The organism is Peribacillus sp. NPDC076916 (genome assembly GCF_050269675.1).
GTDB classification, from domain to species: Bacteria; Bacillota; Bacilli; order Bacillales; family DSM-1321; genus Peribacillus; species Peribacillus aracenensis.
In genome coordinates, this window is record NZ_JBNNIU010000001.1 from 88,795 (window position 1) to 109,413 (window position 20,619).

Genomic DNA, 20,619 nt, shown 5'->3' on the forward strand with positions numbered 1-20,619 from the left:
TTAAAGCCATAAATGATTAATGGTTCAGTAGCAAGTGTACCTGTCATATTTTTGACTTTTTAAAAGCCAATTCCGATCCTATATGTTTTTAGTCCCTTTAGTAACGGTCCGAATTTTTAGCAAACAATCCTTTAAATTGAATTCGATCGTTCTTCCGCTATTCCCGCCAACATCTTCGGCAACGACTCTAATCCGCAAGTCAGATAACTCTTTCCGGACAGCTTCCACATTCCGGGGTCCTATCCTCATTAAATCCCCTCCTGAGGCAAATTGAAACATTTGCGCTCCGCCAGCCAACTTCGCTTTTAGGAAAGGCATTCTTGCGCCTTCTTTTACTAAGATCTGCACTAATTCCTTAATGGCCGTATCTGCAAATTTGGCAATGTTGATCTGTCCCGATTTAGCGAGTGAAGAGTCAGGCAGCATGATATGGGCCAAACCTGCAATTTCTTTTTTTTCATCATAAATCACGACTCCAACACACGACCCCAACCCGGAAGTACGAATCGTATCGGGAGGCTTTATTATATTCATATCCGCTATTCCAACCTTAACAACCTGGTCCTTTAACAATTCAGTCATTAGGTGACACTCCTAAAGCAGAAAAAATGATATCAAGAAATTCGGGATCAGGTAATAGAAAGAAATGACCATTAATGGAGTCATCAAAAAGTTGGTCTTTTTCAAGTACTGTATCAATGACGATGGCTGCGTCACTTACTTGAGATAATTCCAATAATCCATAACTGATCGTTGCCCCTACCATATCGATGCTCAAGGAAGGAACGGATGGATGGATATTCAATCGGGTGAAATCAGAAAGGGAAGAGAGATAGGATCCCGCTAATATATTCCCTAACTCCTGAAGGCAAGAGAGTGCCAATTCATTATAGGGTGCTGAATCTATTAAAAAGGTCACATCACCAGTCATCTTACGAATCAAGTATTCAGCTACGGGTAGCGCAAGGATAAAAAACATACTCCCTGAAGCATCACCTTCCATTCTAAGGAAAACGCTGGCAACGACGTGATCTGCCCCGCCAGCCATTTCCATCATTTCATCAAAGGAAACGATTCGGACATTAGGAACATTCATAGCAATTTTCCTATTAAGGATGGCAGAAAGCGCGGTTGCTGCGTTCCCTGCACCTATATTACCGATTTCCTTCAAAATATCGAGTTGAAGAGGGTTAATTTTCTCAATGAATGACATATGATTATCCTTCTCTTAACATATTTTCAGTCACTTCTAGACTTAAGGCCTTCTCCAAATTAATTAGGACGAGCAGTCGTTTCTCAATTTTAGCCACTCCGCTAATATATTCTGAAGCTAGATGTCCCACAATTTCAGGCTGAGGTTCGATACTTTCCACGGGAATATCCAAAACATCATTAGCAGAGTCCACTATTAGCCCCACTTCCATATCATCTAGAAAGACGACGATAATCCTTGTTGACTCATCGTATTCCACCTCTTCGAAACCAAACCGAACCCGTAAATCAATAATTGGAGTGATTACACCCCTTAAATTTATGACTCCCTTAACAAATTTTACAGTCTTTGGAACTCTGGTAATATGCAGAAGCTTTTCGATACCACTGACCTTATCCACTGGAATTGCATATTCTTTATCCATAATTTGAAACACAATTACTTTCATATCCTCCGACATCTATTCCCCTCCTTTTAAAAAACACATGATGATTGTAAAGCCTTGATACGCATCGGCACGGTCGAACTAACGCCCCATTACCCTGCCCCATTTATCTATCATTCAATGAATCAATGTGTTGCAATCTATGATTAAAGCAACTTGCCCATCACCAAGTATCGTTGCCCCGGAAATTGCAAATGCACTAGTTAAATAATTACCTAATGACTTCAGAACGATTTCCAGCTGCCCGATAAATGAATCAACGACTAATCCTGCTAATTTATCACCTTTTCTTACAATGACCACAGAGAGGGACTCTTCTTCTTCCTGACTGATAGGAACTTCGAATATATCTTTCAAGAACAGAAGCGGTAGAACCTTCCCCCTGTAGTCAATAACTTGTTGATTATGGGCATTCATGATATCTGCTTTTTTTATTATTGCTGTTTCAATAATGGAAGAAAGCGGTATGGCATATTTTTCGTTTTGGATTTCAACCAGCATGACTGAAATAATGGACAATGTAAGCGGAAGTTGAATAAGGAAGATGGATCCTTCATTCTCTTTGGAATCGATTGTGACAGATCCACCGAGGGACTCAATAGTATTTTTAACCACATCGAGCCCCACACCCCGTCCCGATACATCTGAAATGGTTTCCGCTGTTGAAAAACCAGAAGCGAATATCAATTCATAGATTTGCTTATCCGTTAGGGTGGCGGCTGTTTCCTTAGTTAATATCCCATTGGATAGGGCCTTGTTCAAGACTCGATCTTTATTGATGCCTGCGCCGTCATCCTCGATTTCAATGAAAACATGATTACCGCTGTGATATGCTTTTAAGAGGATTTTACCTTCTTCATTCTTTCCTCTAGCCAAACGTTCTTCAGTTGTTTCAATTCCATGATCCATGGCGTTTCTTATTAAATGGACGAGTGGATCACCGATTTCATCAATGACTGTACGATCAAGTTCCGTTTCGGCACCGTTGATTTCCAAATTGACTTTCTTGTTTAAATCCCTTGCCAATTGACGAACCATTTTAGGAAAACGATTGAATACAGTTTCCACGGGCACCATCCGCATGTTCAATACGATTGTTTGTAAATCACTTGTTATACGGGACATTCTTTCTACTGTTTCATGCAATTCTTGATTATCCAAATCACTGGAAATTTGATCAAGTCTGCCTCTATCGATTACTAGTTCCTCGAATAAATTCATTAATATATCAAGCCGCTCAATGTTCACCCGAATGGTCTTGCTTGATGCCGGCTTGACGGGAGTCTGTTTTTTCTTATCATCGTTATCAGTTGGAAGCAAGGCATCATCTGACTCTTGTTTTAGAATTTCAGTAACATTATCCTCTTTAGATTTAGCTTCATGCCGCACGCATTCTAGATCAATTGCATTTACAACAACTTGATCCACTTCGGTAACCTTCATGATTTTTTTCTTTATCTCTTCACCCGATTCTGTTGTTACCATCGTGACCGTAAATTGCTGATCGAATTGCTCTTCTTCCAAAAGTTCGACGGGTGGGTGGGACTTGATTACTTCACCTGACTTTTCAAGCACTTCGAAAACCATAAACACACGGGCAGCTTTTAAAAGACAGTCCTCACGCAACCCTATCGAAATTTCGAAGTTGTTAAAGCCCTGATCCTTTGACTGTTGAAGTACTGTCCATTCAAATTCATCATACTCTCCCGCAATCATTTCCTTCTTTTCCAGGACGGCAGAAGCTGCTGCAATCTCTGCATTGGTGGAAGAAAAGGGCGACTCCCCTTTTTCAATCATTTCCAGCTGATGGACAACATCCTTCACATTTCTTTTTCCATCTCCACCTTCAGCAATGGACATGACCATTGCTTCTAAATGATCAACCGCTAAAAATATCACATCAAACAATTCAGGCGAAAGGGCGATTTGGCTGTTTCGAATCGCATCCAGCACATTCTCCATTTTATGAGTTAAGTTGGCTAGATCCTCATACCCCATAGTTGCCGACATCCCTTTTAAGGTATGGGCGGAACGAAAGATTTCGTTTACGATCGAGAGGTCTTCCGGGTTCTTTTCGAGTACCAGCAACTGTTCGCTGCACGTTTGAAGATGTTCTTTACTTTCCTCTATAAATACCTCTAAATATTGATTCATATCCATACAATCTCACACCTCCACGTGTTAACAATAGCTTATTATCGCTTTAGCTATTTCTTCTACATCCTCTACGCTATCTATTAACTTGGTATTGATTGCCGCTTTAGGCATACCAAAAACGATTGATGTCTCCTGTGATTCGGCTATCGCTTTTAATGGACCCTTTTGTTTGAGATTGGTAAGCCCTCTCGCCCCGTCCTTTCCCATCCCGGTCATGATAACGGCTATTTTCGCAGAATCATTCATTTCACTTACCGATTCAAATAGCACATCAACCGACGGGCGATGTCCATGACGCACTTCGGATTGATCCAAATGGATTGCCCAGCTCATCCCGACCTTCTTCACTTTCAAGTGAAAACCTCCAGGTGCGATGTAGCCGATACCTTTTTGAATCAGTTCTCCCTCTTCAGCTTCCTTCACTTTAATCTTGCATAATGAATTCAGGCGTGTTGCCAAGGATTTTGTGAAACCGGGGGGCATATGCTGGACAATGAGTATGGGTGCATCAATTTCTTCTGGGAGTCCTGTCAAGACTGTCTGCAGCGCTCTCGGGCCTCCTGTTGATGTGCCGATAACGATTATCTTTTTATATCCATAGGACCATTTTTTTATATTTTTTTCGCTTTTAGTCATTTGTATTGAATCTATTTTACTATATTTTCCCCAAACGGATGGGCTTCTTTCAATATTTTTCGCATGTTTTTCTAGTTTGTGAACATTTGCCCTGCTGGCAGCCATAACTTTTTCTTGGAGTTCTTTCTTGATTTTATGTAAATCCAATGAAATGGCTCCCGAAGGCTTAGCCACAAAGTCAAAGGCTCCACTGTTCATGGCGGCAAATGTATTTTCCGTTCCTTTTTTCGTGGTGCTTGATAACATGACTACAGCGGTCGGACATTCATTCATAATCCGGTTTAATGCTTCCAAGCCGTCCATTATCGGCATTTCCACATCCAAAGTCACGACATCGGGTTTTAAAGCCTTTATTTTGTCAATGGCATCTCTTCCATTCCTGGCAGTCCCGATGACTTCCACCCTGCTATCTTCTGCTAAAAACTCTGAAATTAACTTTCTCATAAACGCAGAATCGTCCACTATCAGCACTTTTACTTTACCCATATAAGGAGACCTACTTTCCAAAAAAATATCTCTTCATATTTTGGAGGAAATGACTTTTTTGCAAAGTCAATTCTTCCCCAAATGAATGATTTGCATATCTTGAAGCAATGTCCAAAATGGCTTTCGATACATCGGCTTCAGAATCGAAAAGGAGAAAGGGCATTTGTTTGGTAACAGATTTGGGTACGGTTCTATCATCTGGCAAGTAGCCTAGAGCTACAGTTTCCAGCCCCAAAAATTTCACTAGTGCATTTTGGAGCCGCTTAATCGTTTCTTTGCCGTCCTTACTCGTGAAAACCCGATTGCAAACTAGGAACAATGGAATCTCTTTATTTACTGAATGGATATATTTCATTGCGGAGTAAGCATCCATGATAGAAGTTGGTTCAGGCGTCGTGATAACGACTAATTCATCCACACATAACAGGAATTTCATGGAATCCTTAGTGATGCCTGCTCCCATATCAAATAATATATAATCGTAATTCGCCAGCAATAAACTGAATTCTTCATTAAAACGGGTATACTGATCTTCATCAAGTGAAAAGAGATCCGTCAACCCTGTCCCACCTGTAATGATTGAAATATTTCCCGGTCCTGACATGATGATATCCTTCAAACTACAATCTTTTTCAAAAAAATCAATAATACTGCAGGGAGAGTGTTCACCTATCAAAATATCAATATTCCCCATACCGATATCCATGTCGAACAACAGTACCTTTTTGCCTCTTTGGGATAAGGCAATGGAAAAATTCAAAGTAAAGTTTGATTTTCCCACTCCACCTTTACCGCTTAAAACGGCAATCGTTTTGGCCATTGTCTTATTTTGGCGGGCTTCCAATCTTTTTCGTAAATTCTCAGCTTGATCTTTCATATTTTTTAGCCCCGATAGCCATTTTCAATAGCTGTGATGATGTAGCTATTTCAATATCGTCTGGCACATTCTGTCCATCTGTTATATAGGCCGCTCCCAATTTATGAGTGTGTATAAAATTAAAAATCGGTCCGAAAGTGGAGGTTTCGTCCGCTTTTGTAAAAATCACCTGTTTAATCGGTATGCTAGCAAACTGTCGGTAAATATCTTCCATATCCTTTTGTTTAGAAGTCAATGACAACACTAAATAGGTTTCCATCTCATCAGTAAAATGGATGATTTCATTAAGATCCTTAACATATTGCGGGTTACGGAAATTCCTTCCTGCCGTATCAATAAAAACATAATCGTAATGGGAGAAGCGTTCAGCCGCTCTTTTGAAGTCTTCCAGGTTATAAGCGACTTCAATGGGAACGTTTAGAATCTTGGCATATGTCTTAAGTTGATCTATTGCAGCGATCCTGTACGTATCCGTCGTAATGAAAGCCACCTTTTTATCATGCTTCAACATGGTTTCCGCAGCTATTTTTGCCAGGGTCGTTGTCTTTCCCACACCTGTTGGACCAACAATATTAATATACTTTTTTTGCAGCCCGTTTTTTCCATTTTCGGCCTTTTCCAAAATCGCGAACATGGCTTCTTCCAACCAAACTTGAACCTCTTCATCAGTGGATTGCTGTTTAAAAACGAACCATTTTTCAAGCAGTTCATCCATGATTTGGCACCGAAGTGATATATCCACTTCCTGCTCAGTTAGGTATTCATGGATTTTCTGCAGTTTCGCCGGATATTTTCTATCAAGTGAATAGGTTTGCAAACTCTTTATCATATCTTTCAAACCTTCGATCTCTTTTACTAAGTCAGCACTTTCCCTATTGCCTTCATTAGGCTCATGGGCATGACTTGCCACTTCCAGCTTTGATGGTAACTTCTTCGATTTTTGTCTGGTTACGGTTTGGACAGGCTGTGGCACGGGGTCTATGGCTGCAATGACTTCAATATTCCTCTTTTTGAATAATCCTAAGAAACCACCAGTATATACAGCCTTTGAACTTAAGATTACCGCATCACTGCCTAGTTCCTCCCTTATTCGCTTCATTGCCTCGTTCATTGATGGTGCCAAATATTTCTTTACCTTCAATCGAAATTCACCACCCCTACACTTTGTACTTCTACATTCGATTCGAGTTCATTGTATGAAAGAATCGGTACATTAGGAAAATATCGTTCAGTTAATTGCCGGGCATACATCCTTACTGCTGGAGAACAGAGTAAGATCGGTTGGTGATCCATTAGGGTCAGCTCTTCCAATTTGGCTGCAATTGCCTCCAATATGGATTGTGATATAGTTGGATCCAATGATAAAAAATTACCATGTTCGGTTTGCTGTACACTATCCGCGATGGTCTTTTCCACTTTCCCTGATAATGTTATGACTTTAATTCTATTTTCATCCGAAAGAAAAGAATTCGTTATTTGCCTGGCTAAATTCTGCCTTACATATTCAGTAAGCAAATCTGTATCAGTCGATAACTTGCCATAATCAGCAAGTGTTTCGAAAATGATCGGTAAGTTCCTTATTGAAACTTTTTCCTTCAATAATTTTCCCAATACCTTTTGCACATCTCCTATGGACAAGGGGTTCGGAGTGACTTCCTCTACTAGTATAGGTGCCGATTCGTGGAGATGATCGATCAATTGTTTCGTTTCCTGCCTGCCCAATAATTCATGCGCATTGGCTTTTATCACTTCCGTCAAGTGAGTGGATACAACACTTGGCGGGTCCACAACTGTATAACCCAACATCTCGGCATGTTCTTTCATATCATCCGTGATCCACTTGGCCGGTAAACCGAACGACGGTTCTATCGTATCGATTCCTTCTATTGAATCATCCTCCATCCCTGGACTCATGGCCAAGAAATGATTTAGGAGCAATTCCCCCTTGGCCATGACACTTCCTTTAATCTTCAGCCGATATTCATTGGGATTCAACTGAATGTTGTCACGTATTCTGACGACAGGGATCACGAGTCCCAATTCAATTGCAAGCTGCCTGCGGATCATGACGACCCTGTCCAGCAGGTCTCCCCCTTGATTGGCATCCGCAAGCGGAATCAATCCATATCCAAACTCAAATTCGATCGGGTCGACACTTAAAAGGTTAACAACGCTTTCTGGACTTTTCATTTCATCGGTTTCCAATACTTCTTCCATTTCTTGTATTTCACTTTCGTCCTGCTTTGGTATCCTTGAAATTGTATACCCTCCAACGACTAATAAAGCAGCGATCGGAATCGTGAATAGGTCGGAAATGGGAGTGAATAAACCTAAAAGGAAAATGGTTGCAGCTGTCAGGTAAAGCATTTTGGGAAATTGGAATAACTGTTCAACAATATCCGCTCCGAGGTTTCCATTCGAGGCTGCCCGGGTTACGACAATACCCGTAGCTGTAGAAATCAATAAAGCAGGTACCTGACTCACGATACCGTCACCAACCGATAACATGGAAAAATGGACGGCTGCTTCTCCAAAGCTCATGTCCAATTGCATGACGCCAATAATCATACCGAAAATCAAGTTTATGATGACAATGATGATGCCCGCTATGGCATCCCCTTTAACAAACTTACTCGCTCCATCCATGGATCCATAAAAGTCTGCTTCGTTACTGATTTTTTCCCTTCTGCCACGTGCTTCGTTTTCGGAGATCATCCCAGCATTCAAATCTGCATCTATGGCCATCTGTTTCCCTGGCATCGCATCCAGCGTAAACCTAGCCGCTACCTCCGAGACCCGTTCGGAGCCTTTGGTGATGACGATGAAATTGATGATGACCAAAATGATGAATACAACTAATCCTACAAGCACGTTACCGCCGACTACAAACGACCCAAAGGTTTCTACAACTCCTCCAGCATCACCATAGGTCAAAATGGCACGAGTCGTCGAAACATTCAACCCCAGCCTGAACAATGTCAGTAAAAGGAGCAAGGAAGGAAAGATTGAAAATTCGAGAGGTTCTTTCATATTCATCGTAGTCAATAGAACCAGCAACGCAAGAGAGATATTTAAAAGGAGTAAAATACTTAACAACCATGTTGGCAATGGAATGACCAACATGGTAACGATCATGATGACGCTTGATATAACAACTAAATCTCTTGCTCGCATGTTTTTTCTCTCCTAACTAGCGGGTTACCCTATTACTTCTTTACAGTTTACCTTTGGTTTTATATACAAAGGCCAGTATTTCAGCGACCGCCTTAAAGAACTCTTCAGGTATCGCCTGGCCTAATTCAGCTTGATCATATAATGACCTGGCCAAAGGCCGATTTTCCACCATGGCCACATCGTTTTCTTTAGCAATGAATTTAATTTTCTGAGCAACAAAATCAACGCCTTTTGCCACTACGTACGGAGCCTCAGCTTTTTCTTCATCATATTTTAAAGCAATAGCAAAATGCGTCGGGTTAGTGATGACGACATCCGCATTGGGAATTTCCTGCATCATTCTTTGTGCGGCCATCTGCCTTTGCTTTTGCTTTATCTTGGATTTGATGAGCGGGTCCCCTTCGGAGTTTTTATACTCATCCTTAATATCCTGTTTGGACATCCGGATGTTTTTTTCAAAGTCATATTTTTGGTACAAATAGTCTAATAGAGCAATGAACAATAAAGCCACGGCAGCATAAAACCCTACTTTAATCGTAATATCCGCCAATGTTGCCATCGCTTCTTCCACAGAAATCTGTGATAAAATCATAATCTCGTCCATGCGCTGCCATAGTACATAAAAGGCAACAAAGCCAACAAATGATATTTTAAGAATGGATTTCAATAATTCAACGATGGCCCTCATTGAAAAAATACGTTTGAATCCTTTAATGGGATCCAATTTATCCAGTTTGAACTGAATGGATTCAGTCGAAAACAAAAAACCGATTTGCATGACATTAGCCAGTATCCCAGCCACTATCGATGCTGCGAAAACGGGTCCCAGGATAAGGCCCATCTCCTTTAAAACCTCAATCATGATAATTTGCATATTCTCCTCACTGAATCCAGTCAAGGTAAAATGTTGCAGATATTCTTTCATTAGACCGAGCAGATGATTATACATGTATGGTCCCATAAGCAATAGCACAGAAAACACTGCAATTAAATTCACAGAGGTATTTACATCCTGACTCTTTGCCACCTGACCTTTTTTCTTCGAATCCTGACGTTTTTTGGGAGTCGCCTTTTCGGTCTTCTCTCCAGCGAAAAACTGTAAATCCAGCTGAAACCTCTCCATATCAAACGCCTCCAATCAACTGCATTAGTTGACGCATGGTCAAAAGCAAGAAATTGAAGAGCTGTGTTACAACTGTCATCATCATCCCCATTACCAGTATGATAACCGCTAAGCCGGCAATGATTTTCACTGGGATCCCGACAACGAACACATTTAATTGAGGGACCGTCCTGGCAAGGATCCCTAACGTGACATCCACTAAGAAAATACTTCCCACTACAGGTATGGACATTTGAAAAGCAATCATGAAAGCTTTGCTGAAAGCTTTGGCCAAATATTCTATCAGTGTTTGATCTCCGAATGGTACAAATAATTGGTCAATCGGGATGAACTGGTAACTATAAAAAATTCCATCCAAAAGCAAATGGTGGCCGTTCGTACTCAATAGGAATAATAAAGCGATTGTATATAGGTATTGTCCCATCAGCGGGCTTTGCGCCCCCGTTTGGGGATCGATGACATTCGCAATTGAAAAACCCATTTGAAAATCAATCAATCCTCCAGCGATTTGAACGGCTGATAAAATCATATAAGCGGCAAACCCGATGAAAAGCCCAACCAGCGCTTCCTTTATGATCAATAAATAAAATGTGACATCCAATACCAGAACCGGGGCATCAATGGTATAGTACATGATCCAGGCAAGGAAGATCCCAAGCCCTACCCGATGTTGTACCGGTATTGAACGGTAAGAAAAAATCGGCATGGCCACGAAAAACGTAGTGACCCGTACCACAATTAATAAAAAGGCGGGAAAGTGCGGAAATAGTTCCCCCATGTCCTACCCTACAAATCGATTCAGATTACCGAATATTTCATTTGCGTATGATAATAGGTGGCTCAGCATCCATGGAGCCAATAAAATGAGTCCCAATAAGACTGCCACGATTTTTGGAACAAATGCCAAGGTTTGTTCCTGAATCTGTGTAGTCGCCTGAAAGATGCTTACTAGCAGTCCTACTATAAGAGCGATGACCATCAATGGGCCAGCGATAATCAATACCATATAAATTCCTTTTTCTGCTATATCAATAACAAAATCTGCACTCATTTTTTCTCACCTGCTTAAAAACTCTGTAATAAAGACTTCACTACTAAATACCATCCGTCAACAAGAATGAAAAGGAGGATTTTAAATGGCAGGGAAATCATGACTGGCGGCAACATCATCATCCCCATTGACATCAGGACACTGGCAACGACCATATCGATAACCAGAAATGGTATGAAAATCATAAAACCTATTTGAAAAGCCGTTTTGATTTCACTGATAGCAAAAGCTGGTACAAAGGCAGTCAAGGGTATGTCCTGTATCGTTTCCGGCTTATCCACCTTGGCATACTCCAAGAATAACGCCAGATCCTTTTGTCTTGTATGGGCACTCATGAATTCCTTAAATGGTATCGAGGCCTGAACATATGCCTCTTCTAAATCTATCTCTTCATTAAATAACGGGGTTAATGCCTTTTCATTCACTTCCTGAAAAGTCGGTGCCATTATGAAGAATGTCATGAAAAGTGCCAGGCCGACCAGTACCTGGTTCGGCGGCATCTGCTGGGTAGCTAGCGATGTTCTCACAAAGCTCAGGACAATGATGATTCTTGTAAAACATGTCATCAAGATTAATATGCTTGGTGCCAGCGATAAGACAGTCATTAGGAGAACAAGTTTTACGGAAGTAGAGACATTAGTGGGATCACTGTTATTAAAAAACTCCATGAACTCATTCATTCATTGTCTCTTCCTTTCCTACCAAGCTCATTTAACAGCCTTTTCCTGCTATCGGACATTTGATCAAGTTGATTTTTGAACTCTGCAGAGATACTGGCAGTTCCGGATTCGCTTTTCTTCAACCACTTATTTTTCAACTTTATCGCAAATTCCCCAGGCTGGATCATTTGATCGATCTTATCGTTGTGATCTTTCAAAAGCTGTTCATATTCCTCGGGATCATCTATTTCTTTCAAGAGCTGAATGTTTTCGCCAACCCCGATCACCAATATTCGCCCGCCTACTTTAACAAGCTGGACTGAACGATTTGCCCCAAGGCCCGTACCGCCTAAATTCTCCACTGAATTTGCCTTTTGATACGATTTATTTTTTTTATTGATGAATTTCAATAGGGTATATAGAAGGGCCACAACAAAAATAGTAGCAAATATCATCCTCAGAAACTCCCAAACGGTTATCCCCACTTTATCAGGATTAGAAGCCTGTCCGGTAGATTTCGAGTCTATTGATTCATCTTTATCCACCTTTAAATCATCTGGCTGCTCATAAACATCCTTCACTGTTTTATCAAGGTCTTCAGCATGGGCCTGTATGGCCCCAGAGAAGAATACTGCTATCAACAGTGAGACCTGAAGCCATTTTTTTATTAAAAACAATATGAAGACACCCTCTTAACTTAATGCTTTATTTATGGCTTCCAATACCCGGTCGGCCTGGAATGGCTTCACGATGAAGTCTTTTGCACCCGCCTGGATCGCATCAATGACCATGGCTTGCTGCCCCATCGCAGAACACATAATGACCTTGGCTTGAGGGTTTACCTTTTTAATTTCCTTTAACGCTGTAATCCCATCCATTTCAGGCATGGTAATATCCATCGTAACAAGATCCGGATGGGTTTCTTTATATTTTTCCACAGCTTGGGCGCCATCTGCTGCTTCCCCGACTATTTCAAAACCATTTTTAGAAAGGATATCCTTTATCATCATTCTCATAAATGCTGCATCGTCCACAATTAAAATTCTATTAGCCATTATTCTCGTCCCCCAAATTATCTTATTTTATTTAATCGTTCACTTTGACTCATGATATCCGTAACACGTACCCCAAAGTTTTCATCAATCACCACTACCTCACCTTTCGCTATCAAGCGGCTGTTTACCAAAATATCCACTGGCTCTCCTGCTAATTTATCCAATTCAATGATCGATCCGGATGACAGCTCCAAAATATCCTTTACGGAGCGTTTCGTTCTTCCAAGCTCCACAGTTACTTGCAAAGGGATATCCATCAGCATGCTGAGGTTTTTCGTTTCAGACTCCTGAAGCTGATAAGGCTGAAAACTAGTGAAACTGGCAGGCTGAACATTTACCGGCTGTCCTGTTGGTACGGATGGAACTCCAAAATGTTGCGGAACATTCGGCATTTGGTTCGCAGGTTGGGTTTGGTGACCGCCTTGTCCATAAATTTCATTTGCCGATCGATCTGACCTGGTGTCCTGGAATGATGCAGGCTCCTGATTTGGAATGTTTGGTACTGGATCACTTAGTACTTGTTGCGTATTAATATCGGTAGGCAGGCTTTCGCTCGTCCCATTTAATAATTCAGAAACTAAACCTTTAGCAAACTCTAATGGCAACAATTGCATAATACTGGAATCAATTAAGTTGCCGACACGGAGGCGGAACGAGATTTTTGCAAATAAATCCTCGTCAGGTATCGCATTTTCACCTACACCGTTTAAAAAATTAAGTAAGTCTATGCTAGGTGGAGAAATATCCACTTTTTTACTGAAAATGGTCGACATGGATGTCGCAGCAGAACCCATCATTTGATTCATTGCTTCCTGAACAGCACTCAATTGAATTTCCCCAAGAAGGTCAGAAGGATTCTCCCCATCTCCTCCAAGCATCAAATCTGCAATGATAGCAGCATCGCTTTGCTTGATGACCAGCATATTTATACCTGAAAAACCTTCTGTATATTGCACTTGAATCGCTACATACGGATGCGGGAATTCTTCCGCAATCTGTCCCCTTTCAATTAAAGAAACCGTCGGGGTGGTGATATCCACTTTCTGATTCAATAAAGTGGATAGGGCAGTGGCCGAACTTCCGAAGGAGATATTACCAATTTCACCGAGGGCGTCGAGTTCCATCATTGATAAATAATCGTCAATCGAGAGAGGGAACACCTCATCCTCTATATCACTTGTACCTTTTAAAAGGGCATCTATCTCGTCTTGTGAAAGCATTCCATCACTTACCATCTTCGTCTCCCCCTTTCAAAATATCAAGAATCTGGATAGCATGTTTTTTTCCTACTTTTCCTGGCTGCCCACTGAATTTTGGGATCCCCCCAATTGTAATCGTCAAAGGTTCATCGATTGCCTTATTCAAATCGATGACATCGCCAACATCAAGCAGCAAAAAGTCCTGAATGGTGATATCCGTAGAACCAAGTTCGGAAATAATGGGAAGATCTGCGTTTCGGATACGCTTTTCCAAAATCATGATTTCCTCTGGAATTTTTTCCTTTTGGGAATTTTCCATCCAATAATGTGCGGATAACTTTGGTATGATCGGTTCCAATACGACGTGAGGGATGCAAACATTAATCATTCCGCTCGTTTCGCCAATTTGTGTATTCAAGGAAATGACCACAACAGTATCGTTGGGTGAAACGAGTTGCAGAAATTGTGGATTCACCTCGAACTCTGTCATTACCGGTTCGATTTCAACAATCGTTCCCCAAGCCTCCTGTAAATTTTCAAAAGCCTTCTCGAATAAATTCGACATGATTTTCGTTTCTATTTCGGTTAAACTATCTACCTTATTCACGCTTATGCCCCGCCCGCCCAAAACACGATCCATCATGGAATAGGCGATATTCGGGTTGACCTCAAGAATGATTCGGCCATCCAAGGGCGGTACCTCAAAAACATTCATGATGGTCATTTTTGGAACTGATCGGATAAACTCTTCGTATGGTATTTGATCTGCCGAAGCAACGGATATTTGGACATATGTTCTAAGTTGAGCAGAAAAGTATGTGGTCAGCAGCCTCGCAAAGTTCTCGTGTATTCTAGTCAAACTGCGGATTTGGTCCTTTGAAAACCGAAGCGCCCTTTTAAAATCGTAAACTTTCACTCTTTTTTCTACTTCTTCTTTTTTTAAATCATCTGCATCCATTTCACCTGTGGAAATGGCCGATAACAGTGCATCTATTTCATTTTGCGATAATATTTCCCCGGACATTAACACTCACCTCCAAAGCTTCCCCTTCTTATTTAATGAAGCAAGGATGTTCTTATTGCAGAATCGAGGAAGTAATATAAACCTTTTCAACTTTTCCTTCTTCCATTAATTCATTCATTCTGGTCCTCAAAGTTTCTTGAAGCTTTTCCTTACCTTTTTTACCGGTTAACTCTTCCGCTTTCATTTCAGATAGTTCGGTTATAATTATATTTTTCACTTGGAAATTTCTTTTTTCCAACTCTTCTTTCGCTTTTTTGCTTTCTGTTTGGACCATAAAAGAGATTTTGATATAATCATTGCCGGCAAGATTCGTAGTGATTTCAGGAATCTCAACTGATGATTTGACAATTTCGTCAATGCTAGGTTTACCTTCGGCAGATGTGGGATCAGATAACTTTGTCACAACCACGACCGCTATGACACCTACAAGCGTTATAGCCACGAGTATAATCAACATAATAGTCATTAGATTTTTTTTCATGAACTTTCCTCCACATCCTTACGAAAACCGAGAATATTGACGGTACGGTAAAATTGTATAATAGCTCCAACCAGTTCCTCTTCCTTCTCTAGCACAACGATTTTCTTACCATTTGTAAAAGTAATGGTCGTATCTGGCAATGACTCGACTGTGTCTATGTACAATGCATTGATATGAAAGCATTTTCCATTGAGCCTTGTGACTTTGATAATGATATTTAGGAGCCAAAGCAAAAGCACCTGGCTCCTCCCTCCCTTAACTTATCGTTTTAAGTTAACTAATTCCTGTAAAATTTCATCCGACGTCGTGATGATTCTGGAATTCGACTGGAAACCACGTTGTGCAACGATCATTTCAGTAAACTCTTCGGATAAATCCACATTGGACATTTCCAATGAACCTGATGCAATCACTCCACGCCCCTCACCTGCGATATTGATGTTTGCCGTACCTGAATTGATTGATTCCTGAAAAGTGTTACCACCCGTTTTCGTCAAGCCTGATGCATTGGAGAACTTGGCGACGGCCAGTTGGCCTAAGGTTGTTATCAGACCGTTGGAATAAACGCCATTTATTTCCCCTGATGCGCCAATATTGAAGCTTTCCAGTTTTCCTTCTTTATTACCATCTGGATTGACAAGAGCTGTAGTGGAACCTTTAACTTGAGTGAGGTTGGAGAAGTCAAAATCCAACTTAACTTTTTGCACACTTTCATCAACTGTTGTATCCGAGTCATCCTCTTTGCCGCTTGAAATGTTAATCGTTTGTCCTGCCTGGGTTTTATCGGCTGCCACTATCTGACCATTTGCATCGAATTTCACCGAAGTGAACGGTTTTGGTTTAGTTGTTGATGTATCCCCCAAAGCAGGAGGTTCTTCATCAAAAAGCTCCCATTTATCATCACCGTTTTTTTGAAAATAGATAGTAGCCGTTTGTTCTTTTCCGTTTTCATCCACAACTTTCATTTGCTGGCTAAATACGGTACCATCAATTGCGTCAGCAGCTAGATTTCCACTTACTGATATTTTAGTAGTGGCAATGGCAGGTAAAATCGCATTGACGTTAACAGCAACGTCGCCAATCGTTTTTGATCGTTTACCGTTTTCATCAACCTTGTAAGCCTGTACTTTCAATCCATTCGCGTTGACAAGTGTACCGTTATCATCCAGATAAAAGTTTCCTGCACGTGTATATGAAAGTGAATCGCCTTGCTTGACGACAAAATAGCCATCACCAGATATTCCTAAATCAAGATCGCGGCCGGTGGTTTGCAGGCTTGACTGTGTATGGATCGTATCGATTGTAGCTATCGTGGAGCCCAATCCAATTTGTTTAGAATTGGTTCCGCCTTTATTGGCTGTTGCTGCACTTGCACCAGATACCGTTTGGTTCATCGCATCGCTGAATGTCACACGGCTTTTTTTGAAACCATATGTATTGACATTGGCGACGTTATTACCGATTACATCCAATTTTGTTTGTAAGTTTTTTAATCCGCTTATTCCCGAATACATTGAACGAAGCATGTGAAAACTCCCCTTTCATTTATCGACTGCTTCCGTCATTCCACAGTCCAGGCTTCCTATTCCAGGTCCAGCCTATTTATCTATAATTATGGTTCCATTGATGTTCGTGAAGATTTGTGATGTTGCTACATCCCTGTCCATGACCGTAATGACCTTGTTGTTTTTCGTGCTTACTATGAGTGCCTCATTATCAATAATGATAAGAAATTCAGTTACACCCATCTTTTTGGCCTCATTGGCTTTATCAGCTATTTTGTTCCAGGTTTTTGGTGCTATTTCTAAATTCCGTTGACTCATCCGCAATTGAGCATGTTTACTAATGCTCAATTTTTCATTTGTGGAGACAGCAATTTGAAAATGCTGTCGAAAGTCGCTTTGGATCATCCGCCTTTGCCTTAACAGTAATCTTGTTTGTGGCAAAAGCTGAGCGGAATTTGCTTGAAAACCAAGTTCATTGATATTTCCATCCCTTAAGCTTTAGCGATCTTCATCAATTGCTCTGATGTTAACTTGGTGTTGTTTTCATCATCCACTTCAATTTCCAGCTTGCCATTACTCATGGATACCGAAATTACGACAGCAGACGACTCACCATTTTTATCGTCCATCCAGGAAACACGCTTGCCTATTAATTCACTTGCCGCCGTCAAACTATTCGACGTCGAACTTGGTTGCTTCATTGCTGAAATATTTGCGGGTTCAAGCTTTGTGCCATCTTCTAAAAGAAAATAAACACCATCACCCTTATATTGAATCGATTTAACGATGCCTGTCCCTTCTTCTATCGCAAGCTCATCATCGCCTTCATCCAATTTGTGCCAAGTGACTTCCTTACCGACAAAAGAGTTATAGTTCATTAAACTATTTTGTTGATTGATCCCGATTATTTCTTCCATTTGGGCTCCCATATTCATCATCTGTTCCAAGGAAGAAAAAGTGGCCATTTGGGCGATGAATTCCGTATTGTCCATCGGACTTGACGGATCTTGATTTTGAAGCTGGGTAAGCAACAATTTCAAGAAATCATCCTTTCCCAATGCATCCCCGTTTTTTCTGTTTTCAGTTTGAGAATTTGATAATAATAGTGACGTATCGATGGTCGTCATTTTTTCACCTACACTTCAAGATTTAACAGAGCATCGGCAAGGGATCCCGTAAACTCGCTTTCCGTTTCCTCATTGCTTTCTTCCTTACTCTCCTGTTGTTCATTATGTTCATCCGCATCTTTATGGCTGAATTTCTCAGAGCTAAAAGCATTGAAGGCCTGTGATATTTCAATTCTTTCAATTTGAATGTTTTGTCCGCTAAAGGCTTGTTTTAAGCCGTGAATCTGATTCTCCAGCATATCTTTGGCCTGAGCAGTAGAAGCCATAATCTTGGCTGACAGCATACCATCCTTTTGAATCAACTCGATTCTTAAGGACCCTAAATGTTCAGGAGTCAATCTGATTAAAAGTTTATTTACACCGTTGGTTCCGTTAAAGTTCGCCTTACTCAAAATATTTTCAAATTGTTTAATAAACTCCTCTTGACTGACAGTTTGCTCACCCTTGGGAGCTGCCAAGACGAATTGCTCCAGTTTTGTCATGAGAAAAGGCATACCAGTCCCTTGATGTTTAACACCATCCGAACTTTGCAAAGTAACACCGGTGCTGACTGCCCCATCTTTATTTACCTTGTCGCTCCCGGATAATTGCGAGAATGCACTTTTCAATGTTTCTATTGTATGAGTTTGCCCTTTCCCAAGAGCGTTGGATTGATCAGGTTCAGCTTTTGACTGATTGGACAGCCATCTCTCCAACTTTCCCGTCAACCCTTCAAGCAGGTGTTTCAATTGTTTCTGGATGGCCGCTTCATCTTGGGTCATATCCTTATTTTCCGAGAGAAGATCATGAGTTTTCACCAGTTTCAAAAGATTCACCACACCGGATAATGAGGGGTCATGCCATTTTTCTTCGCTTAAAACAGTAATTTTTTTCAGGATGGTATACAGATTCATGACATTGGCTGATAACAAACTTTGTGGATTCAGGCTGAAGTCGTCGTCCACTCCTTGTTCTAAATCCAGATCCTCGATGCTCCCAAGGAAATCATCAAGAGCACCCTCATCATTTCCGGCTACATTTTTTAGGACCTGTAAAATAAGGTCGTTGTCTTGTTGGTTTACAGAAGGGGCTTCGGCAACTCTCTCTTCCCCTGTTTCACTTAGCCTTTCAAGTTTCAAAAAACCAAGTAGATCCTTTACTACAGACATTCGTCCTTCAGTAAGGGCGCCTATATCCGATGGAATGGGAGGTTCTGTCCCAATGGCTGATTGTAGGACTGAACCAAACCCTGAATCAGTTTGCTGATTTGGCTTAACTGGTGCCTTTAGACCTAATGATGCCAAGGGAAGTAAAGAATTAATTGCTGAATTCATATATTCACCTCCTCACTCTTTACACTTAAGAACTTTGTTCCGTTAGTTTCTTCGTTAACCTTGCAGCATCAGCCGTTGTCATTTGCTCCAAAACCTTAGCTAAAGTGGCAGCCTTCATACTTGAGAGAATCTCCACTGCATCTTCATCATTCATTTCCATAATGATAGGTGCAGCCTTCTTAGGAGCCATCGTTTCATAAGTGCGGATTATATCTTTAAACGCTTGTTTACTATTATTCTGACTATCCCTAAGTTGATTCTTTTCTGTTTGAAGCTGCTGTTTTTCCGCTTCTGCCTTTGCAATGGCCTTATCACGTGAATCAATGATGCCCTCAAGCTTTTCTATCTCTTTTTCCTTGTTTTCAATCTCGGTTTCTAATTTTTCGAGTTTCATGGAAACTTTCTCATCATTCTTGGCAGGTTTCCCCTTCTCTTCATCCTTTTGATCCGATTCAATGAAGGGTATTTTCGAAGACATTTCCTTTGCCTTTTCCACTACATTCACCCCTGCAACTGTAAAAACGATCAACGCTACAGTTACCGCAAAGATTAATGGAATGAAGATGACAAGAAACCATTGAAACTTACTTATCTTTCTTTCTTCCAATTCTTCCGATCCATTAGATTCACTTTTTTTACGCATTCCATCACCTTACGCCTTTGCTTAAGAATTGCCGGATAGATATTTCATCCATTTGTTTGTTCTCAGCTTCTTTAATGACATCGAGGAATTTAAGAAAACCATTTTCTTTCATTTTTTCGTACTTTTTAACCTCGATATTTCTTTCCATTAATATATCCCGTTGATTATTCATCTTGTATCGCGCTTCAATGACTTCCTGTTGACAGTGGCCTAAGAGTTTTTCCAAGTTGTCCATAAATAACTGATGATGACGAATTTCCTGAACGGATAATCCATTTCGCAGCTTTTCCTGTTGAAACTCTAGCAACTCTTCTTTTTTCTTTAAAAGCTTATATAACTTTTCTGCCACTTCTTCAAATTTTTTTAAAGCAGCATTATATTTAGCTAGTGCATCGGTCTTTTCTTTTTCTTTGATGGTCAGGATCTTCTCGAATTTATATTGATAAATCAT

The 20,619-nt window shown here is 40.7% G+C and carries 24 protein-coding genes; all 24 read right to left on the reverse strand.

Features of this window, described 5'->3' with window-relative positions:
* Positions 1–78 precede the first annotated feature (78 nt).
* Positions 79–582 carry a chemotaxis protein CheD gene (locus ACQKFG_RS00425; RefSeq protein ID WP_192204044.1) on the reverse strand — a complete coding sequence of 168 codons (504 nt, stop codon included), beginning with the start codon at positions 580–582 and terminating at the stop codon, positions 79–81.
* Positions 575–1,213 (reverse strand): chemotaxis protein CheC, encoded by a 639-nt coding sequence (locus ACQKFG_RS00430; protein WP_427555423.1) that lies wholly within the window; start codon positions 1,211–1,213, stop codon positions 575–577. Before ACQKFG_RS00430 ends, ACQKFG_RS00425 begins: the two co-directional genes overlap by 8 nt.
* Positions 1,214–1,217: 4 nt before the next feature.
* A complete protein-coding gene (locus ACQKFG_RS00435) occupies positions 1,218–1,673 on the reverse strand; it encodes a chemotaxis protein CheW (RefSeq protein WP_192204042.1) in 456 nt (151 codons plus the stop codon).
* A 102-nt stretch (positions 1,674–1,775) separates the two neighbouring features.
* The gene (locus ACQKFG_RS00440; protein WP_427555426.1) at positions 1,776–3,818 is read right to left on the reverse strand and encodes a chemotaxis protein CheW; all 2,043 of its coding nucleotides are present in this window, start codon (positions 3,816–3,818) and stop codon (positions 1,776–1,778) included.
* A gap of 21 nt (positions 3,819–3,839) precedes the next feature.
* Positions 3,840–4,937 (reverse strand): protein-glutamate methylesterase/protein-glutamine glutaminase, encoded by a 1,098-nt coding sequence (locus ACQKFG_RS00445; RefSeq protein ID WP_427555429.1) that lies wholly within the window; start codon positions 4,935–4,937, stop codon positions 3,840–3,842.
* A gap of 10 nt (positions 4,938–4,947) precedes the next feature.
* Positions 4,948–5,814 carry a MinD/ParA family protein gene (locus tag ACQKFG_RS00450; RefSeq protein ID WP_349729655.1) on the reverse strand — a complete coding sequence of 289 codons (867 nt, stop codon included), beginning with the start codon at positions 5,812–5,814 and terminating at the stop codon, positions 4,948–4,950.
* Positions 5,798–6,955: a flagellar biosynthesis protein FlhF gene (gene flhF, locus ACQKFG_RS00455; protein ID WP_427555432.1), complete on the reverse strand. Its 1,158-nt coding sequence runs from the start codon at positions 6,953–6,955 to the stop codon at positions 5,798–5,800. The genes ACQKFG_RS00450 and flhF overlap by 17 nt, the downstream gene beginning before the upstream one ends.
* Positions 6,952–8,988, reverse strand: a complete 2,037-nt coding sequence (gene flhA, locus ACQKFG_RS00460; protein WP_427555435.1) for a flagellar biosynthesis protein FlhA — start codon at positions 8,986–8,988, stop codon at positions 6,952–6,954. The genes flhF and flhA overlap by 4 nt, the downstream gene beginning before the upstream one ends.
* 40 nt (positions 8,989–9,028) lie before the next feature.
* Positions 9,029–10,111 (reverse strand): flagellar biosynthesis protein FlhB, encoded by a 1,083-nt coding sequence (gene flhB / locus ACQKFG_RS00465; protein WP_427555438.1) that lies wholly within the window; start codon positions 10,109–10,111, stop codon positions 9,029–9,031.
* 1 nt (position 10,112) lies between these two features.
* On the reverse strand, positions 10,113–10,889 hold the full coding sequence (gene fliR, locus ACQKFG_RS00470; RefSeq protein WP_427555441.1) for a flagellar biosynthetic protein FliR: 777 nt from the start codon (positions 10,887–10,889) through the stop codon (positions 10,113–10,115).
* A gap of 3 nt (positions 10,890–10,892) precedes the next feature.
* Positions 10,893–11,162 (reverse strand): flagellar biosynthesis protein FliQ, encoded by a 270-nt coding sequence (gene fliQ / locus ACQKFG_RS00475; protein WP_101224658.1) that lies wholly within the window; start codon positions 11,160–11,162, stop codon positions 10,893–10,895.
* Between the two features lie 14 nt (positions 11,163–11,176).
* Positions 11,177–11,842 (reverse strand): flagellar type III secretion system pore protein FliP, encoded by a 666-nt coding sequence (gene fliP, locus ACQKFG_RS00480; protein WP_063231854.1) that lies wholly within the window; start codon positions 11,840–11,842, stop codon positions 11,177–11,179.
* Positions 11,839–12,498, reverse strand: a complete 660-nt coding sequence (locus ACQKFG_RS00485) for a flagellar biosynthetic protein FliO (RefSeq protein ID WP_427555445.1) — start codon at positions 12,496–12,498, stop codon at positions 11,839–11,841. The genes fliP and ACQKFG_RS00485 overlap by 4 nt, the downstream gene beginning before the upstream one ends.
* Before the next feature lie 15 nt (positions 12,499–12,513).
* Positions 12,514–12,876: a response regulator gene (locus ACQKFG_RS00490; RefSeq protein WP_063231856.1), complete on the reverse strand. Its 363-nt coding sequence runs from the start codon at positions 12,874–12,876 to the stop codon at positions 12,514–12,516.
* Between the two features lie 17 nt (positions 12,877–12,893).
* Complete coding sequence (gene fliY, locus ACQKFG_RS00495; RefSeq protein ID WP_192204033.1) at positions 12,894–14,111, reverse strand: flagellar motor switch phosphatase FliY; 1,218 nt, start codon at positions 14,109–14,111, stop codon at positions 12,894–12,896.
* On the reverse strand, positions 14,101–15,099 hold the full coding sequence (gene fliM / locus ACQKFG_RS00500) for a flagellar motor switch protein FliM (protein WP_192204032.1): 999 nt from the start codon (positions 15,097–15,099) through the stop codon (positions 14,101–14,103). Before fliM ends, fliY begins: the two co-directional genes overlap by 11 nt.
* A gap of 52 nt (positions 15,100–15,151) precedes the next feature.
* Positions 15,152–15,580 (reverse strand): flagellar basal body-associated protein FliL, encoded by a 429-nt coding sequence (gene fliL, locus ACQKFG_RS00505; RefSeq protein WP_427555448.1) that lies wholly within the window; start codon positions 15,578–15,580, stop codon positions 15,152–15,154.
* Positions 15,577–15,792: a flagellar FlbD family protein gene (locus tag ACQKFG_RS00510; protein WP_076367895.1), complete on the reverse strand. Its 216-nt coding sequence runs from the start codon at positions 15,790–15,792 to the stop codon at positions 15,577–15,579. The genes fliL and ACQKFG_RS00510 overlap by 4 nt, the downstream gene beginning before the upstream one ends.
* Before the next feature lie 48 nt (positions 15,793–15,840).
* Positions 15,841–17,106: a flagellar hook protein FlgE gene (locus ACQKFG_RS00515; protein WP_427555450.1), complete on the reverse strand. Its 1,266-nt coding sequence runs from the start codon at positions 17,104–17,106 to the stop codon at positions 15,841–15,843.
* Between the two features lie 72 nt (positions 17,107–17,178).
* The gene (locus tag ACQKFG_RS00520) at positions 17,179–17,490 is read right to left on the reverse strand and encodes a TIGR02530 family flagellar biosynthesis protein (protein ID WP_349729646.1); all 312 of its coding nucleotides are present in this window, start codon (positions 17,488–17,490) and stop codon (positions 17,179–17,181) included.
* An 86-nt stretch (positions 17,491–17,576) separates the two neighbouring features.
* Positions 17,577–18,212 (reverse strand): flagellar hook assembly protein FlgD, encoded by a 636-nt coding sequence (flgD, locus tag ACQKFG_RS00525; protein WP_427555452.1) that lies wholly within the window; start codon positions 18,210–18,212, stop codon positions 17,577–17,579.
* Between the two features lie 8 nt (positions 18,213–18,220).
* Entirely contained in the window at positions 18,221–19,525 is a 1,305-nt protein-coding gene (locus ACQKFG_RS00530; protein WP_427555454.1) for a flagellar hook-length control protein FliK, read from the reverse strand.
* A 25-nt stretch (positions 19,526–19,550) separates the two neighbouring features.
* Positions 19,551–20,168 carry a MotE family protein gene (locus ACQKFG_RS00535; RefSeq protein ID WP_427555456.1) on the reverse strand — a complete coding sequence of 206 codons (618 nt, stop codon included), beginning with the start codon at positions 20,166–20,168 and terminating at the stop codon, positions 19,551–19,553.
* 4 nt (positions 20,169–20,172) lie between these two features.
* On the reverse strand, positions 20,173–20,619 hold the full coding sequence (gene fliJ / locus ACQKFG_RS00540) for a flagellar export protein FliJ (protein WP_349729642.1): 447 nt from the start codon (positions 20,617–20,619) through the stop codon (positions 20,173–20,175).

Coding starts and splice junctions, on each gene's coding strand:
- ACQKFG_RS00435 (WP_192204042.1), bottom strand. CDS start 1,673: ATGTCGGAGGATATGAAAGTAATTGTGTTTCAAATTATGGATAAAGAA.
- ACQKFG_RS00450 (WP_349729655.1), bottom strand. CDS start 5,814: ATGAAAGATCAAGCTGAGAATTTACGAAAAAGATTGGAAGCCCGCCAA.
- ACQKFG_RS00425 (WP_192204044.1), bottom strand. CDS start 582: ATGACTGAATTGTTAAAGGACCAGGTTGTTAAGGTTGGAATAGCGGAT.
- ACQKFG_RS00440 (WP_427555426.1), bottom strand. CDS start 3,818: ATGGATATGAATCAATATTTAGAGGTATTTATAGAGGAAAGTAAAGAA.
- fliL (WP_427555448.1), bottom strand. CDS start 15,580: ATGAAAAAAAATCTAATGACTATTATGTTGATTATACTCGTGGCTATA.
- ACQKFG_RS00445 (WP_427555429.1), bottom strand. CDS start 4,937: ATGGGTAAAGTAAAAGTGCTGATAGTGGACGATTCTGCGTTTATGAGA.
- fliQ (WP_101224658.1), bottom strand. CDS start 11,162: ATGAGTGCAGATTTTGTTATTGATATAGCAGAAAAAGGAATTTATATG.
- fliP (WP_063231854.1), bottom strand. CDS start 11,842: ATGAATGAGTTCATGGAGTTTTTTAATAACAGTGATCCCACTAATGTC.
- ACQKFG_RS00535 (WP_427555456.1), bottom strand. CDS start 20,168: ATGCGTAAAAAAAGTGAATCTAATGGATCGGAAGAATTGGAAGAAAGA.
- ACQKFG_RS00430 (WP_427555423.1), bottom strand. CDS start 1,213: ATGTCATTCATTGAGAAAATTAACCCTCTTCAACTCGATATTTTGAAG.
- ACQKFG_RS00490 (WP_063231856.1), bottom strand. CDS start 12,876: ATGGCTAATAGAATTTTAATTGTGGACGATGCAGCATTTATGAGAATG.
- fliR (WP_427555441.1), bottom strand. CDS start 10,889: ATGGGGGAACTATTTCCGCACTTTCCCGCCTTTTTATTAATTGTGGTA.
- flhB (WP_427555438.1), bottom strand. CDS start 10,111: ATGGAGAGGTTTCAGCTGGATTTACAGTTTTTCGCTGGAGAGAAGACC.
- ACQKFG_RS00530 (WP_427555454.1), bottom strand. CDS start 19,525: ATGAATTCAGCAATTAATTCTTTACTTCCCTTGGCATCATTAGGTCTA.
- ACQKFG_RS00520 (WP_349729646.1), bottom strand. CDS start 17,490: ATGATCCAAAGCGACTTTCGACAGCATTTTCAAATTGCTGTCTCCACA.
- flgD (WP_427555452.1), bottom strand. CDS start 18,212: ATGACGACCATCGATACGTCACTATTATTATCAAATTCTCAAACTGAA.
- fliJ (WP_349729642.1), bottom strand. CDS start 20,619: ATGATTTATCAATATAAATTCGAGAAGATCCTGACCATCAAAGAAAAA.
- ACQKFG_RS00515 (WP_427555450.1), bottom strand. CDS start 17,106: ATGCTTCGTTCAATGTATTCGGGAATAAGCGGATTAAAAAACTTACAA.
- flhA (WP_427555435.1), bottom strand. CDS start 8,988: ATGCGAGCAAGAGATTTAGTTGTTATATCAAGCGTCATCATGATCGTT.
- fliY (WP_192204033.1), bottom strand. CDS start 14,111: ATGGTAAGTGATGGAATGCTTTCACAAGACGAGATAGATGCCCTTTTA.
- fliM (WP_192204032.1), bottom strand. CDS start 15,099: ATGTCCGGGGAAATATTATCGCAAAATGAAATAGATGCACTGTTATCG.